Below are 15,682 nucleotides of genomic sequence, written 5' to 3'. Positions count from 1 at the left end.
GGCACCAAGCATTAACAGCAGAGAAGAAAGGACACGGCGTTTACGGCGTGTGGAGCGCAAAGAGAACGTGTGGAGTGCAAAGAGAATAAATACAGCAGATACGCTGTCTGTTACAGGCTGCGCCTAAAGGGCATGACGTGGCGGTCATCAAAAATACACCTAAGGATAATATTACCGCTGTTTCCGTGAGCCAGATTCGGTAAATTCATATTTAAGAATATTCGCAGTCAACTTTATAAATTGCCGCGTTTCAGTACGTTATCTGACCTCATTTTCCAAGATAGTTCCGAATGTCCCCCCCTCCGGCCATATCCGGTTTGTACCTGGTCACTTTATCGCATACCGTAGAAAAGCTGTACTCCCCCGTTAAACACTTAACAGTAGGAGGTAATTATGTTGAAGAAGATACTGATGGCGGCCTTGGCGCTGTCTGCAATCGGCAGCTCGACCGTTTATGCGGCCGGCGCGGCCGGCACGACCACAGCGGCATCGCAGAGCGCTTCCGGTAGTGCCAGCAGCAGTGACGCCAGCTTTGTGTCCAGCTCCGTCGCCGCGGTGGCATCGGCCAGCGACCCGGAAAATACCGGTTCGTCTACGTCGACCTCAACCACGACCGCCACGCAGTAACGCTGCGGACATCGCCTCAGGGAGGAAAACGGGCATTCGTTTGTCACACCTCAACCGGCATGAAGCCGGTTTTTTACTGCCCGTAAGCCGCCCGCCAGCGTAACGCCAGGCCGGCCGTGAGCCGTCAATAATCAAGCGTCTGTATTGACCGGTCAGCGCCGCGATGACTCAATTCAGCGTATAGGCAAGGGCAAACAACAATGAGCGCCGCTGCTGTTTGAGCTGGAGATGGCTCAAGCGCGTTAGGCGGCGGTAGGTGCGGGATTGCGCTTCAACCCACTGGCTACGCCGGCGCTGGACCTGACGCTGCATGCGCCAGCGGCTGACTTCGTTACGGCTTCGTTTCATCACTATGACCTTTGGACGGGCTTGAACCAACGGACGCCATTATAGCCACTTTTCCCGCCATGCCAAGCCGCGCGCGGCTTGCGGGCATCACGCGTCCAGTAAAACAATTTCCTCTTTGCGCCCCTTATGCGTAAACTCAGGCTAACGCTCCGCGAACAGGATTTTTCGCCCCTATGACAACGCTTTATACCGTAATCAACTGGCTATTGCTCTTCGGCTATTGGTTGTTGATCGCAGGCGTCACCCTGCGGGTAATGATGAAACGTCGCGCGGTGCCTTCCGCCATGGCCTGGCTGCTGGTCATCTATATTCTGCCGCTGGTGGGGATTATTACTTATCTGTTATTCGGCGAGCTCAACCTGGGTAAACGCCGCGCCGAGCGTAGTAAAGCGCTCTGGCCCTCCACCGCCCAATGGATTGAAGATCTGAAAGGGTGTCGTCGCATTTTTGCCAGTGAAAACAGCGAAGTAGCTCGCTCTTTGTTTCAGCTCTGCGAGCACCGACAGGGCATGGGCGGCCTGAAAGGGAATCAAATGCAGCTGCTGACCAGTACCGATGATGCGCTGCGGGCGCTGATTCGCGATATCGGTCTAGCGCAAAACAATATTGAGATGGTGTTCTATATCTGGCAGGCCGGCGGCCTGGTGGACCAGGTGGCGGAAGCGTTAATGGCCGCGGCGCGGCGCGGCGTACGCTGCCGGCTCATGCTCGATTCGGCCGGCAGCGTGGCGTTTTTCCGCAGTCCCTACCCCGCGCTGCTGCGCGACGCCGGGGTGAATGTAGTGGAAGCGCTGCACGTCAGTATCCTGCGCGTATTTCTGCGCCGTATGGATTTACGCCAGCATCGCAAAATGGTGCTCATTGATAATTACATCGCCTACACCGGCAGCATGAACATGGTGGATCCGCGCTTCTTCAAACAGGACGCCGGCGTTGGTCAGTGGATCGATATCATGGCGCGTATGGAAGGACCGGTGGCCACCGCCATGGGCATCATCTTCTCCTGCGATTGGGAAATAGAAACCGGCGAGCGCATTTTGCCGCCGCCCCCCGACGTTAATATCATGCCGTTTGAACAGGCGACGGGGCATACCATACAAGTCATCGCCTCGGGGCCGGGGTTTCCCGAGGGCGTCATTCATCAGGCCTTGCTCACCTCTATCTACGCGGCGCGCGAGCAACTGGTGATGACCACGCCCTATCTGGTGCCGAGCGATGATTTGCTGCACGCCATCTGTACCGCGGCGCAGCGCGGCGTAGAAGTCCATATCATCGTTCCGCGCCATAACGATTCAATGCTGGTGGGCTGGGCCAGCCGGGCCTTCTTCGCCGAGCTGCTGGAAGCCGGCGTGTTGATCCATCAGTTCGAGGGCGGCCTACTGCATACCAAAAGCGTGTTGGTGGATGGCCAATTAAGTCTGGTGGGCACGGTAAATCTGGATATGCGCAGTCTGTGGCTGAATTTTGAGATAACGCTGGTCATTGACGATGACGATTTCGGCAGCGATCTGGCGCGGGTGCAGGAGGATTATTTAGCCCGGTCGCGGCTTATCGAGGCCAGAGTTTGGTCGAAGCGTCCCTACTGGCAGCGTATCGTCGAGCGGCTGTTCTACTTTTTCAGTCCATTGCTGTAATTTTGCCAGACGGCATGCTGTAATAGCGCCAATTCAGTTAACGGGACAGTGATGATGGATCTGGACAATCGTCTGACGGATGACGAAACGCTCGAAGCGGCCTACGATATTTTTCTCGAACTGGCGCAGGATAATCTCGATCCGGCGGACATCCTGTTGTTCAATCTGCAATTTGAACAGCGGGGGGCGGCAGAGTTGTTTGACCCCTCAGAGGCGTGGCATGAGCAGGTGGATTTCGATCTCAACCCCGATCTGTTCGCCGAAGTGGTGATAGGGCTGGCGGAACAGGACGGGATGGCGGTCAACGACGTGTTTGCACGTATCCTGATTTGCCGCGACCGCACCGAGAAAGTCTGCCACATCTTGTGGAAGGAGTGAGTCGCATCGCGTCCGCGGTAGGCATCCGCCGGGCTTGCGCCACCCCTTGAGAAAAGCCGGTACGGCGCGGGCGGTCAACTGACGCCCGGCCGCGGCGAAAGCCGACCCGCCGCCGGGCGGGTCGGGCGCTATTGCGCCAGTTGGGCAACATCCACCTTGATGCAGGAGCAGGCGTGGCGGAAACTACCCTGTAGGATAGGCCGCGTCACGGCGCACGTCTCGTCGGCCATCGGGCAGCGAGTACGGAACACACACCCCGACGGCGGGTTAATCGGCGACGGCAAATCCCCCTCCAACAGCTGAATTTCCTTATTACGCTCTTTATCCGGATCCGGAATCGGCACCGCCGACATTAAAGCGCGCGTATAGGGATGCTGTGGATTGTGGTACACCTGATCATAGGTACCGAGCTCCACCGCGTGGCCGAGATACATCACCAGAACCCGATCGGAGATATGCTTGACCACCGCCAGGTCGTGGGCGATGAAGATTAACGACAGCCCCATTTCCCGCTGCAGCTGCTGTAGCAAATTCACCACCTGTGCCTGAATCGACACATCCAGCGCCGAGACGGGTTCATCGCAAATCACCAGCTTGGGCTCGAGGATGAGCGCGCGGGCGATACCAATGCGCTGGCATTGCCCACCGGAAAACTCGTGGGGATAGCGGTTGATAAGGTTGGGCAGCAGCCCGACCTTCATCATCATGTTGCGCACTTTTTCCTTCACTTCCCGGCGCGGCATTTTCGGGAAATAGGTTTGCAGCGGTTCCGCGATAATGTCGCCAATGGTCATACGGGGGTTTAACGAGGCCAGCGGATCCTGGAAAATCATCTGAATATCGCTGCGCGTGGCGCGCCACTGCGCCGTATTCATATCCTGCAACTCTTTCCCCAGCCAGGCGATGCGCCCGCTGGTGGCCTTGACCAGACCAATCAGCGCCCGGGCAAAGGTCGATTTGCCGCAGCCGGACTCGCCGACCACGCCAAGGGTTTCGCCCTCGTACAGCCGCAGGGATACGCCATCCACCGCTTTCAGGCTTTTGGCGGGCTGCCAGAACCACTGTTTATCCCCTTTGACGTCGAAATAGACCTTTAAATTGTCGACGTCGAGGATGACTTTCTTCTTGTCGGCCAGGGTGCTCATACCAGCTCCTCCAATTGCTTATAACAGGCGCGCAGGCGCTGATCGCCAAAGCGTTCCAGCGGCGGCATGGTGGCGCAAATATCCATTGAATAAGGACAGCGCGGCTGGAACGGACACCCCTTGGGTAAGCGCAACAGATTAGGCGGATTGCCGGGGATGGTAGTCATAATGGCGCTGCCGTCGGCATCCAAACGCGGCACCGCCGCCAGCAGGCCGATGGAATAAGGATGACTCGGGCGATAGAACACATCCCGCGCCTTGCCGTACTCCATGGTGCGGCCGGCGTACATCACCAATACCCGATCGCAGATGCCGGCCACTACGCCCAGATCGTGGGTGATCATGATAATGGCGGTATTAAACTCGCGTTTGAGCTCGTTGAGCAAATTCATGATCTGCGCCTGGACCGTTACATCCAGCGCGGTGGTCGGCTCATCGGCGATCAGCAGTTTCGGCCGGCACAGCAGCGCCATGGCGATCATTACCCGCTGGCGCATGCCGCCGGAAAACTCATGGGGATACATACGCATACGCTTGCGCGCTTCGGGCATTTTCACCGCATCCAGCATACGCACGGACTCGGTGAAGGCATCATGTCTACTTATCCGTTTATGCAACTGCAGCACTTCCATCAATTGATCGCCCACGCGCATGTAGGGATTCAATGAGGTCATCGGATCCTGGAAAATCATCGAAATCTGCTCGGCGCGCAGTTTATTTAACTGCTTTTCCGGCAGGTTGAGGATTTCACGGCCGTTAAACATCGCGCTACCGTCGATACGGCCATTGCCCGCCAGCAGCCCCATCAACGCGAAAGCGGTTTGGGACTTGCCCGAACCGGACTCGCCGACGATGCCCAGCGTCTCGCCGGCGCGCAAGGTAAAATTGAGATCGTTGACCGCGGTCACCTCGCCATCCTGAGTGGCGAAAGTGACCCGCAAGTCGCGCACATCCAGCAGCGCCGGCGCGGCGGTGTCCGCAGGCGTCACCGCGCCCGGCACCGAAGTGTGATTCGTGCTCATCGCGGCACTCCTTAACGGTCTTTCGGATCGAGGGCGTCACGCAACCCATCGCCGATAAAGTTAAAACAAAATAACGTCACCACCAGAAACAGCGCCGGGAAAATCAGCAGCCAGGGAGAGACCTCCATCGAGTTGGCGCCATCGCTCAACAAAGCACCCCAGCTGGACAGCGGCTCCTGGGTACCGAGCCCGAGAAAGCTCAGGAAAGACTCAAACAGAATCATGCTCGGCACCAACAGCGACGCGTATACCACCACCACACCCAGTACGTTCGGCACGATGTGACGCAGAATAATGTTGCGAGTGGACACGCCGCTGACGATCGCCGCCTCGATAAACTCTTTACGCTTGAGGCCCAGCGTCTGGCCGCGGACGATACGGGCCATATCCAGCCAGGAAACTAACCCGATGGCGACAAAAATCAAAAAGATGTTCTGGCCGAAAAACGTCACCAGCAGGATGACGAAAAACATGAACGGAAACGAGTTAAGGATTTCCAGCAGCCGCATCATCAGAGAATCGACCTTGCCACCAATATAACCGGACATCGCGCCATATAACGTCCCCACCACCACCGCCACCAGCGCGGCGGCAATGCCCACCATCAGCGAGATACGTCCGCCGATCGCCACCCGCACCAGCAAATCACGGCCGGAGGAATCGGTGCCAAAATAGTGCTGGGAGGCGATATCCGGCGCGTTGGACATCATGGCCCAGTCGGTATCGTCATAGCGGAAAGCGGACAACGACGGCGCCAATATCACGAACAGCGCAATCAGCAGCAGGATAAACAAGCTGGTCAGTGCCGCTTTATTATGGATGAAGCGACGGCGGGCGTCGGCCCACAGGCTGCGGCCCTCCACTTCCAATTGTTCACTGAATTTCTCCAGAGCTTCGCTATTTTTCTTACTCACAATCATTTGCGCGCTCCAGCGTCAATAACGGATTTTCGGGTCGATAACCGCATACAGGACATCGACAATGGCGTTAAACAAGATAGTCAAGGTGCCCACCAGAATGGTCAGGCTCAGCACCAGCGAATAATCGCGGTTAAGCGCGCCATTCACAAACAGCTGGCCAATACCGGGCAGACCATAAATCGTTTCTATCACCATTGAGCCGGTAATAATGCCCACAAACGCCGGTCCCATGTACGAAATGACCGGCAGCAGCGCCGGCTTCAAGGCGTGGCTGAAAATAATCCGCCGCATCGGCAATCCTTTGGCGCGCGCGGTGCGGATAAAATTGGAATGCAGCACTTCAATCATCGAACCGCGGGTTATGCGGGCGATGCTGGCGATATAAGCCAGAGAAAGCGCGACCATCGGCAAAATAACAAATCTGGGCTCGCCGCCGTTCCAGCCGCCGCCGGGCAACCATTTCAGCGTGATGGCGAAAATCAGCACCAGCAGCGGCGCCACCACGAAACTGGGAATGACCACGCCGGTCATCGCGAACCCCATTGCGAGATAGTCCCATTTGGTGTTCTGCTTGAGCGCCGCCATGACGCCCGCAGCGACCCCGACCACTACTGCCAGCAAAAATGCCGCGAGGCCGAGCTTGGCCGAGACGGGGAATGAGTTGGCCACCAGATCGTTGACCGAGTAGTCTTTATATTTAAACGACGGACCGAAATCACCGTGGGCCAGCTGCAATAAATAATTGCCGTATTGCGTGAGGATGGGGTCGTTCAGATGATATTTGGCTTCTATGTTGGCCATCACTTCCGGCGGCAGGTTGCGCTCGCCGGTAAACGGGCTGCCGGGCGCCAGACGCATCATAAAAAATGAGATGGTGATCAGAATGAACAGCGTTGGAATCGCTTCCAGCAGCCGTCGGAGAATAAACTTTACCATTACCAGACCTATAACATGGCAGTAGACGATAAGGCGTTTGCAGAACAAACAGGGCATGACCGCCAGCGGTCTGCCCTGTTGTCACGCGTCAAACATCCTTAGTGTTTGATAATGTATAGATCTTTTACGTACACATTATCCAGCGGATCTTTACCGGTATAACCCCCTACGTAAGGTTTAACCAAACGGGCGTTAACATAGTAATACACCGGGACGATTGCCGAGTCTTTATCCAACTGCTGTTCCGCCTGCTGATAGAATCCGGCGCGCGCCTCTTCCGAACCGGCCTGTAGGGCCTGGACCAGCAGTTTATCAAATGCCGGACTCTTATAATGCGCGCTGTTGTTGGAGCTGTTGGACTGCATAATGTTCAGGAAGGACGTCGGTTCATTATAATCTGCACACCAGCCGGCCCGGGCGACGTCGAAATTGCCCTGATGGCGGGTGTCCAGGAAAGTTTTCCATTCCTGATTTTCCAGCTTCACATTCACGCCCAGGTTCTTTTTCCAGATGGACGCCACGGCGATAGCCAGCTTTTTGTGCAGATCCGAGGTGTTGTACAGTAAATCAAAGGTCAGCGGTTTATCTTTGGTGTAGCCCGCCTCGGCCAACAATTTACGCGCCTCCTCGTTGCGCTTCTCCTGCGACCAGCCGAACCATTCCGGCGCCGTCAGTTTAGCACCGTCGGTGTAGGGCGGCGTAAAGCCGTAGGCCGGTAGATCGCCCTGCGCTTTCACTTTGTTGACGATGATATCGCGATCCAAGCCGAGCTTCAGCGCGGTACGCACGCGCGCATCGGTGAACGGCGCCTTCTGGTTATTGATTTCGTAATAATAGGTGCACAGGTAGGGATCAACGTGGACTTCTTGCGGGATCTCTTTTTTCAGTTTCTGGAACAACTCAATCGGCAAGTTGTTGTAGGTCATATCGTCTTCGCCGGCGCGATAACGGTTTACATCGGTGACTTCGGAAGAGATCGGCAGATAGGTGACTTTATTGATGACGGTCTTGGCGTTGTTCCAATACTGCGGGTTACGCTCCAGTACGATGCGCTCGTTAATGACCCAATCTTTGACGACGTAGGCGCCGTTACCGACCCAATTCGCCGGCTGGGTCCACTTCTCACCGAATTTTTCCACCACTTTCTGCGGCACCGGCGACATGGACGGATGGGCGAGCACCTTAATCAGATACGGCACCGGCTCGGCCAGCGTGACTTCCAGAGTATGATCGTCTAACGCTTTCACGCCCAGGGTATCGGGGCTTTTTTTGCCGCTGATGATATCGTCGATATTGGTAATCTGGGCATATTGCAGATAACTTTCATACGGAGAGGCGGTTTTGGGATCCGCCAGTCGGCGCCAACTGTAGACGAAATCCTGCGCGGTGACCGGATCGCCGTTGGACCATTTGGCGTTTGGCCGAAGATGGAACGTCCAAACTTTGAAATCCTTGTTTTCCCAGCTCTCCGCCACGCCCGGCTGAGCCCGGCCCTGCAGATCGTTGATAATCAAGCCTTCCAGTACATCGCGGTTGACGTTGGATTCGGGAACCCCTTCGATTTTATGCGGATCGAGGGATTGCAATTCTGCGCCATTGCCACGTACCAATTCCTGTTTGTCGCTCAACTGCACGCCGGCGGGAACGTCCGCGGCAAAAGATTGTCCAGCAACGCCCATTCCCATGGCGGTAAACACGGCCGCGGCAAGAAGCGTTTTTTTCGTGATGTTGGTCATTAGTGATGCACTCCGGTTTTTTTATTATTGCACGGACCCCTGTCAAGCCCTCTGCAGATTCCCGCTTTGCGGGTATAACGCACCTCAAGCCCGCTGCGGCGAACGAAGCCGCAAGGCTAAAGGTATGATATTCGGTATTAACCCTGGCATGTTAAACAAGGCGTCGCGCCGCCGTAAAAAAGGTTGCGGCGGCAATCTCGGAACACGCCTTGGCTATGCGCGTGGCCTTTATCATTGTGATTCAACTGTAATGGGCCATATATCAAATAATTAAGCTATCCCAACGGGGTCTGAAACACATAAGGTCAATATATCGCCAGTAATTAGAATAATTGGCTAATGATAAGATAAATAACACTAATAACATCTGGGTTGCATCGTGACAAGTCCCTTGAACGCGAACGGTTAAAAAAAAACCCTACCGTGCAGGAGACTACTTATAGATGGCTGAAATAGCGTAGAAAGTTTTTTTCTTGCCGCATGCCGCGCAAAATTCATTTCACCCCGTCCTTGCTGCAAAATGGTGCGCGTTTGCCGCCTCATTGTGCAATCCGCCTTATTTTAAGGCCCTTTTCCCGGCGCAAATAATTTACGCGGCGGAATACGCGCATTTTACCGCCGTCGGCTCGGCAGCAGCGGGTATCTCCCGCCCCACTCACGCTTAAGGCAGCGCTCTGCCCGACCTCGGACATTTTCTCGGCGGCGAGTGGCAATGCTTTTGGCCGTTTACCATTCACCGTGTGGCTTTTGGCTTTTGGCTTTTGGCTTTGTTGTTTGTCGTTTGTCGTTTGTCGTTTGGACCTCCGGCATTCAGCCTTTGGCATTCAGCCTTTGGCATTCACCCTTTGGCATTCAGCCTTTGGCGTTCATCACCAAGCGTTGATGGCCGTTGAATGTGCCGAATAATGTAACGCCGCCGCACCGCTTACACCGGTTGCTAATAATGGATCGGCTTTATCACGGCCCGCCGCCCGCAGGCGCACAATATAGCGCGCAGCGCGCTCAAAACGTCAGCGGCAGCATGATAGCGCCCCCAGCCCTGGGTAGCGCGGCGCGACCCTCTCGCGACGTTCAGGGCTCAGGCGTTGAGGAGGCCCCCTTTAGGATGCCGTCTGCGTCGGCCATGGCCCCAGATGCCGCAGGGAAATAGGGCCAGGTTCATCAACAACGTCAATTAATGTAAATGATTTTAATGCATAGCTTGGCGTCGGTGGGAAAATAATCTATTCCGATAGCGTGTCATTAGCGGTAATATAGGCCATCGCTTGTGCTTTCTCTTACAAACATTGCGTCACGTTCTGATCAATAGCGGGTTATTCCGCCTCGCGGCCGGGTAAATAACCTCACCACGTTCCTTCAACGGTAATTAGTGTCATTTTTAAGCGCATCTCCCCGCATTGAGCAGGGCTTTATTGTCGCTGTATGGACAGCAAAATGTTGTCAATATGTTAGGTTTATTAACCATTAGGTGAAAGCGATTGAACAAAGGTATCTCTCAGGTAACAAAGCGTTTTTATGTTGAAGCTGAAAGGTGTCAGCTTGCATTTTTTTTGACTCCGATCACATATTCGTCGTTCGATACCCCGTAAGCTTTGCATTAAGGAAGTGAATAAGGTGATTAAGATACTGGGAAGGTAAATCACAAGATGTTAATGATGGCGACCTGAAGACTGGTTAAGTAAAACGCCATGACCCAAAAGGTCAAGAAGCAACGGGCCAAATGAACGACGAATGAGCAAATCGGTCATATAATTGTCAACACGGGGCTCTTTACTTAAATGGTTTAACAGATTTATCGCAATTTTTAACTTTATTAGGAGAGCAATATGGCTGTTACTAATGTCGCTGAACTCAATACCTTAGTTGCACGGGTGAGAAAAGCACAGCGCGAATATGCCAATTTTACCCAGGAGCAGGTGGACAAGATTTTCCGTGCGGCCGCCCTGGCCGCGGCAGATGCTCGTATTCCGCTCGCCAAAATGGCGGTGGCCGAATCCGGTATGGGTATCGTGGAAGACAAAGTCATCAAGAACCACTTTGCTTCTGAATACATTTACAACGCCTACAAAGATGAAAAAACCTGCGGCATTCTGGCCGAGGATGACACCTTTGGTACCATCTCCATCGCCGAGCCGATCGGCCTCATCTGCGGTATCGTTCCCACGACAAACCCGACTTCCACCGCTATCTTTAAGGCGCTCATCAGCCTGAAAACCCGCAATGGGATTATCTTCTCGCCGCATCCCCGCGCCAAAAACGCCACCAACAAAGCGGCCGACATCGTATTGCAGGCCGCCATTGCCGCAGGGGCGCCCAAGGATATCATTGGCTGGATCGACGAACCGTCGGTGGAGCTATCTAATCAATTAATGCACCACCCGGACATCAACCTGATTCTCGCCACCGGCGGGCCGGGTATGGTGAAAGCCGCTTACAGTTCCGGTAAACCCGCCATCGGCGTCGGCGCCGGTAACACCCCCGTCGTGGTGGATGAAACCGCGGATATCAAACGCGTCGTTGCGTCCATCCTGATGTCGAAAACCTTTGATAACGGCGTCATCTGCGCCTCGGAACAATCCGTGGTCGTGGTCGACGCACTGTATGATCAGGTGCGCGAACGTTTCGCCAGCCACGGCGGTTATATGCTGCGCGGCCAGGAGCTGAAAGCGGTTTCTGACATTATTCTCAAAAATGGCGGCCTCAATGCGGCCATCGTGGGTCAGCCGGCGGCGAAAATCGCCGAGATGGCGGGTCTGCGCGTGCCCGGCAACACCAAAGTCCTGATTGGCGAAGTCAGCAAGGTCGACGAGTCCGAACCCTTTGCCCATGAAAAGCTGTCGCCCACCCTTGCCATGTATCGCGCACGGGATTTCGAGGACGCGGTGGAAATCGCTGAAAAATTGGTGGCGATGGGCGGTATCGGCCACACGTCCTGTCTCTATACCGATCAGGACAACCAAAGCGAGCGCGTAAAATATTTCGGCGACAAGATGAAAACCGCGCGTATTCTTATCAATACGCCGGCTTCGCAAGGCGGCATCGGCGACCTGTACAACTTTAAGCTGGCCCCGTCGCTGACGCTGGGATGCGGATCCTGGGGTGGTAACTCGATTTCTGAAAACGTAGGCCCCAAACACCTCATCAATACCAAAACCGTCGCTAAGCGAGCTGAAAATATGATGTGGCATAAGCTTCCCAAATCCATCTATTTCCGTCGCGGTTCCCTGCCGATTGCGCTTGAAGAAGTGGCCAGCGACGGCGCCAAGCGCGCCTTTATCGTGACCGACCGCTACCTGTTCAATAATGGCTACGCCGATCAGATCACCTCGGTGCTGAAAAAACACGGTATTGAAACCGAAGTGTTTTTTGAAGTCGAAGCGGACCCCACGTTGAGCATCGTGCGTAAAGGCGCGGCGCAAATGAACTCCTTCAAGCCGGACATCATTGTCGCCCTGGGCGGGGGTTCACCGATGGACGCCGCCAAAATCATGTGGGTGATGTATGAACATCCGGAAACCCATTTTGAAGAGTTGGCGCTGCGCTTTATGGATATCCGTAAACGTATCTACAAATTCCCGAAAATGGGCGTGAAGGCGAAAATGATCGCCATTACCACCACCTCGGGCACGGGTTCTGAAGTCACGCCGTTCGCCGTAGTGACCGATGACGCTACCGGGCAGAAATACCCGCTGGCGGACTATGCCCTGGTGCCGGATATGGCGATAGTCGACGCCAATCTGGTCATGAATATGCCTAAATCCCTGTGCGCCTTTGGCGGTTTGGATGCGGTAACCCACGCCCTGGAAGCCTATGTTTCCATCATGGCGACAGAATTCTCCGACGGCCAGGCGCTGCAGGCGCTGAAGCTTTTGAAAGAGTATCTGCCCGCCAGCTACCGCGACGGCGCCAAGAACCCGGTCGCGCGGGAGCGTGTACACAACGCCGCCACCATTGCCGGTATCGCGTTTGCCAACGCCTTCCTCGGGGTGTGTCACTCCATGGCCCATAAATTGGGCTCGGAATTCCACATTCCCCATGGTCTGGCCAATGCCATGCTGATTAGCAACGTTATTCGCTATAACGCCAATGACAACCCGACCAAGCAGGCCGCGTTCAGCCAGTACGATCGTCCGCAGGCTCGCCGTCGCTACGCTGAAATTGCCGATCATCTGGGGCTTAGCGCAGCGGGCGACCGCACCGCGCAGAAAATTGAAAAACTGCTGCAGTGGCTGGATGAAATCAAGCTGGAACTGGGTATCCCGACGTCGATTCGTGAAGCCGGCGTGCAGGAAGCGGACTTCCTGGCCAAAGTGGATAAATTGTCGGAAGACGCCTTCGACGATCAGTGCACCGGCGCCAACCCGCGCTATCCGCTGATTGCCGAATTGAAACAAATCCTGCTGGATACCTACTACGGCCGCAAGTTTGTCGAACCCTTCGACAATGCCGTAGAAGCCGCCACCGCGCCCGCCCCCGTTGGGGATGCTAAAGTGAGCGCTCCGGCGTCCAAGAGCGAAAAGAAAGCGAAGAAAGTCACCAGTTGACCGGTCTGCGGCGGGCTGTTGTGCCCTGCCGCAGTTGACCCTTTTCGCTAGCGGGCCGCTACGGCTCTAAACCGCCCCGCCGGGGGTTGATTCCCGGCGGGGCTTTTTTATTGCCGAAACGCACCGGCGCTCATGGGGCTCGCCGTCGTGGAACAGGCGTTTGCACGCCCGGGGAGAACGCTGGCGTCGTGCGCGCCACGGGAGCGGCATAGCCGCCGACATGCTAGCGCTAACCCCGGACCGCTCACAATGGCCCGAGGGCGCGAACGGGCAGCCGGCGGTATCTACGCCATCCCCCACCCGATACAGCGTCGAGCACGCACCAGCCCCTCTGGGCACCGACGCGCGACAACACGCGCGATAACCCTACCGAGAACGCCAAACGGCCCTGACGGCCGAGAGGCGCCAAAAAAACCCTACGGCACCGCTAGCCTTAGGGGCAATTGCGCTAAGTGCGGCAGAACGCCGCCGGCGAGCGGCGAGCGGCGAGCGGCGAGCGGCGAGCGCAAAAGTTTCCGCGCGCGATGCGTCGAAGCACGCTAGGCGTGCGGGAGATTTTTCATTCCCGGCACGGGTACCGCGCGCGCCAACGCCTCGGTAAAATGCTTGCGGCACACCGACACGTAGCGATCATTACCGCCAATCACCACCTGCTGCCCATCGTGCACGGCTTTTCCCTGCTCGTCGAGGCGCAGCACGCGGTTGGCCTTGCGCCCGCAATAGCATACGGTTTTCAGCTCCACCAACTTGTCCGCCCAGGCCAGCAGCCACAAACTGCCGGTAAACGGCTCCGCGCGAAAATCGGTGCGCAGGCCATAACACAGCACCGGAATCGTTAGTTTGTCCACCACTTCACACAGGCCGGCGACCTGTTCGCGGCTTAAAAAGTGACATTCATCTACCAGCACGCAATGAACGGCCTGTTGCCGATGGGCGGCCGCCACGGCCGCAAACAAATCGGTTTCGGCATTGAACACCTCGGCGGGAGAAGACAGACCGATACGGGAACTGACCTGCCCGCGGGCGTAGCGGTCATCGATTTCCGCCGTAAACACCAGCGTGCGCATGCCGCGTTCTTGGTAATTATAGGAGGACTGCAGCAGCGCGGTAGACTTGCCGGCATTCATTGCAGAATAATAAAAATAGAGTTGCGCCATCCGTTCGGCACTCCGCCTCAATGATAGGACCAAATAAATAGGATGAGAGTGTATCATATTCGCCGACGTGATGAAGCTGTCCCTGTGCCCACAATCCCGCACCGGCGGCAGCGGCGAGCCCGCCGGACAATAACTTGCTTCCCCGAGCAATAAAAAAACGCGCAGCGGCCGCCAACGGCGGGCGAGTTATAGTTTCCTCCGGGTTAAAACGCTCGCGCTATCGGCATTAACGGGGGGTAAAGGCGGCATTTATCGCGGCTGTGAGCGGACCCAAAGGGGGAACGTCCCGCTGCAGGCGATATAAGACAACGCAGGAGATTATGCTGTAAAGCTTTTATTTTTCAGCCGCCGGGAAGGTCTACAGCGGTTATAACCCCCCGCCGGCGCGGTGATATAAACCTTCCTTATAATGAAATCAGCAGTGCATTATGCACTCATAAGGCGTCCTGAAGGAAAAACGGAACCTGATGAATCAATTTTGCCGCGTCCGGCGAACACAATATATTTACAGTTGCGGGGTCATGGGCATTTATAAAGAATATTTTTGATTAATCACAATCTGGGTATTGCAGAAAAGAAACTAGCGCTCTATTATTACTGGGACGCCCCCTTTATAATATTCGAGATTATGTCAATGAGCGAAGCACTAAAGATTCTTAACAACATCCGTACTCTGCGCGCACAGGCCAGAGAATGCACTCTGGAAACTCTTGAAGAAATGCTGGAGAAACTAGAGGTCGTTGTCAATGAACGCCGCGAGGAAGATAGTCAAGCCCAGGCCGAAATTGAAGAGCGTACGCGCAAATTACAGCAATACCGCGAAATGTTGATTGCCGATGGCATCGACCCGAACGAATTGCTGCAGTCGATGAGCGCCTCTAAATCCGCGGGTAAAACCAAGCGTGCCGCTCGTCCGGCGAAATATCAGTACACCGACGAAAACGGCGACGTTAAAACCTGGACCGGCCAAGGCCGTACCCCGGCGGTAATCAAAAAAGCGATTGATGAAGAAGGCAAAGCACTGGAAGATTTCCTGCTGTAATCGCCTAGCCGACCCAAGTTGCAAAAAACCCGCTGCCCGCAGCGGGTTTTTTTTATCTGCCCTTTGCGTTGTGCACCGCGTACAAAGGTCCAATCCTTTGCCCTATTACCCGCCATCATGCAAGCACTTTCCCGAAGCCGCAGTCTATTCCACACGGGTCTGCGCCATAGAGGTTTTTAAATAATCAGCAAAC

The 15,682-nt window shown here is 55.4% G+C and carries 12 protein-coding genes; 5 read left to right on the top strand and 7 right to left on the bottom strand.

The genetic code is table 11. The features are described 5' to 3' along the window. The first annotated feature begins 393 nt into the window (after positions 1–393). A complete protein-coding gene (locus tag SANT_RS09320) occupies positions 394–627 on the top strand; it encodes a hypothetical protein (RefSeq protein WP_038668433.1) in 234 nt (77 codons plus the stop codon). 168 nt (positions 628–795) lie between these two features. Here SANT_RS09320 and SANT_RS09315 read toward each other — a convergent pair whose 3' ends face one another. Further along, the gene (locus tag SANT_RS09315) at positions 796–975 is read right to left on the bottom strand and encodes a YciY family protein (RefSeq protein WP_025422021.1); all 180 of its coding nucleotides are present in this window, start codon (positions 973–975) and stop codon (positions 796–798) included. Between the two features lie 173 nt (positions 976–1,148). Here SANT_RS09315 and cls point away from each other — a divergent pair, with 173 nt between their 5' ends. After that, positions 1,149–2,609 (top strand): cardiolipin synthase, encoded by a 1,461-nt coding sequence (gene cls, locus SANT_RS09310; protein ID WP_025422020.1) that lies wholly within the window; start codon positions 1,149–1,151, stop codon positions 2,607–2,609. 54 nt (positions 2,610–2,663) lie between these two features. Continuing rightward, a complete protein-coding gene (locus SANT_RS09305; protein ID WP_038668430.1) occupies positions 2,664–2,987 on the top strand; it encodes an HI1450 family dsDNA-mimic protein in 324 nt (107 codons plus the stop codon). Positions 2,988–3,115: 128 nt separating this feature from the next. Here SANT_RS09305 and oppF read toward each other — a convergent pair whose 3' ends face one another. The 5 genes from oppF to oppA form a co-directional block, all read right to left on the bottom strand. Then, the gene (oppF, locus tag SANT_RS09300) at positions 3,116–4,132 is read right to left on the bottom strand and encodes a murein tripeptide/oligopeptide ABC transporter ATP binding protein OppF (RefSeq protein WP_025422018.1); all 1,017 of its coding nucleotides are present in this window, start codon (positions 4,130–4,132) and stop codon (positions 3,116–3,118) included. Then, the gene (locus SANT_RS09295; RefSeq protein WP_025422017.1) at positions 4,129–5,154 is read right to left on the bottom strand and encodes an ABC transporter ATP-binding protein; all 1,026 of its coding nucleotides are present in this window, start codon (positions 5,152–5,154) and stop codon (positions 4,129–4,131) included. The genes oppF and SANT_RS09295 overlap by 4 nt, the downstream gene beginning before the upstream one ends. A gap of 11 nt (positions 5,155–5,165) precedes the next feature. Continuing rightward, positions 5,166–6,074: an oligopeptide ABC transporter permease OppC gene (gene oppC, locus SANT_RS09290; RefSeq protein ID WP_038668427.1), complete on the bottom strand. Its 909-nt coding sequence runs from the start codon at positions 6,072–6,074 to the stop codon at positions 5,166–5,168. 15 nt (positions 6,075–6,089) lie between these two features. Then, entirely contained in the window at positions 6,090–7,010 is a 921-nt protein-coding gene (oppB, locus tag SANT_RS09285) for an oligopeptide ABC transporter permease OppB (protein ID WP_025422015.1), read from the bottom strand. A 98-nt stretch (positions 7,011–7,108) separates the two neighbouring features. Further along, positions 7,109–8,746, bottom strand: coding sequence for an oligopeptide ABC transporter substrate-binding protein OppA (gene oppA / locus SANT_RS09280; protein ID WP_025422014.1), 1,638 nt, complete (start codon positions 8,744–8,746; stop codon positions 7,109–7,111). A 1,826-nt stretch (positions 8,747–10,572) separates the two neighbouring features. Between oppA and adhE the strand changes: the two genes are divergently transcribed. Continuing rightward, positions 10,573–13,290, top strand: coding sequence for a bifunctional acetaldehyde-CoA/alcohol dehydrogenase (adhE, locus tag SANT_RS09275; RefSeq protein WP_025422013.1), 2,718 nt, complete (start codon positions 10,573–10,575; stop codon positions 13,288–13,290). A gap of 539 nt (positions 13,291–13,829) precedes the next feature. Here adhE and SANT_RS09270 read toward each other — a convergent pair. Continuing rightward, a complete protein-coding gene (locus tag SANT_RS09270; RefSeq protein WP_025422012.1) occupies positions 13,830–14,447 on the bottom strand; it encodes a thymidine kinase in 618 nt (205 codons plus the stop codon). Between the two features lie 634 nt (positions 14,448–15,081). Between SANT_RS09270 and hns the strand changes: the two genes are divergently transcribed. Further along, complete coding sequence (gene hns, locus SANT_RS09265) at positions 15,082–15,489, top strand: histone-like nucleoid-structuring protein H-NS (protein WP_025422011.1); 408 nt, start codon at positions 15,082–15,084, stop codon at positions 15,487–15,489. Positions 15,490–15,682 lie beyond the last annotated feature (193 nt).

The organism is Sodalis praecaptivus (genome assembly GCF_000517425.1).
Classification (GTDB): Bacteria; Pseudomonadota; Gammaproteobacteria; order Enterobacterales; family Enterobacteriaceae; genus Sodalis_A; species Sodalis_A praecaptivus.
This window is presented reverse-complemented; position numbering and strand designations above follow the sequence as displayed.